The 352-nt window shown below is 67.6% G+C and carries 1 protein-coding gene; it reads left to right on the forward strand.

Translation table 11 applies throughout. The features are described from left to right. On the forward strand, window positions 1-352 hold a 352-nt coding region (locus tag AC0IYH_RS30060; RefSeq protein ID WP_471837757.1), incomplete at both ends, for a DNA gyrase subunit A.

Below are 352 nucleotides of genomic sequence, written 5' to 3' on the forward strand. Positions count from 1 at the left end.
GCACGGCGACAGCGCGATCTACGACGCCCTCGCGCGGATGGCGCAGGACTGGTCGATGCGGGTGCCGCTGATCGACGGCCAGGGCAATTTCGGCTCGATGGACCCCGATCCGCCCGCCGCGATGCGCTACACCGAGGCGCGTCTGGCGAAGGTCGCCAATTCGCTGCTCGACGGGCTCGACAAGGATACGGTCGATTTCACGCCGAACTATGACGGTTCGGAGCGCGAGCCGTCGGTGCTGCCCGCGCAGTTCCCGAACCTGCTGGTCAATGGCGCCGGCGGCATCGCGGTCGGCATGGCGACCAACATCCCGCCGCACAATCTGGGCGAAGTCATCGATGCGTGCTTCGCG

The organism is Pseudomonas sp. AC463 (genome assembly GCF_979253585.1).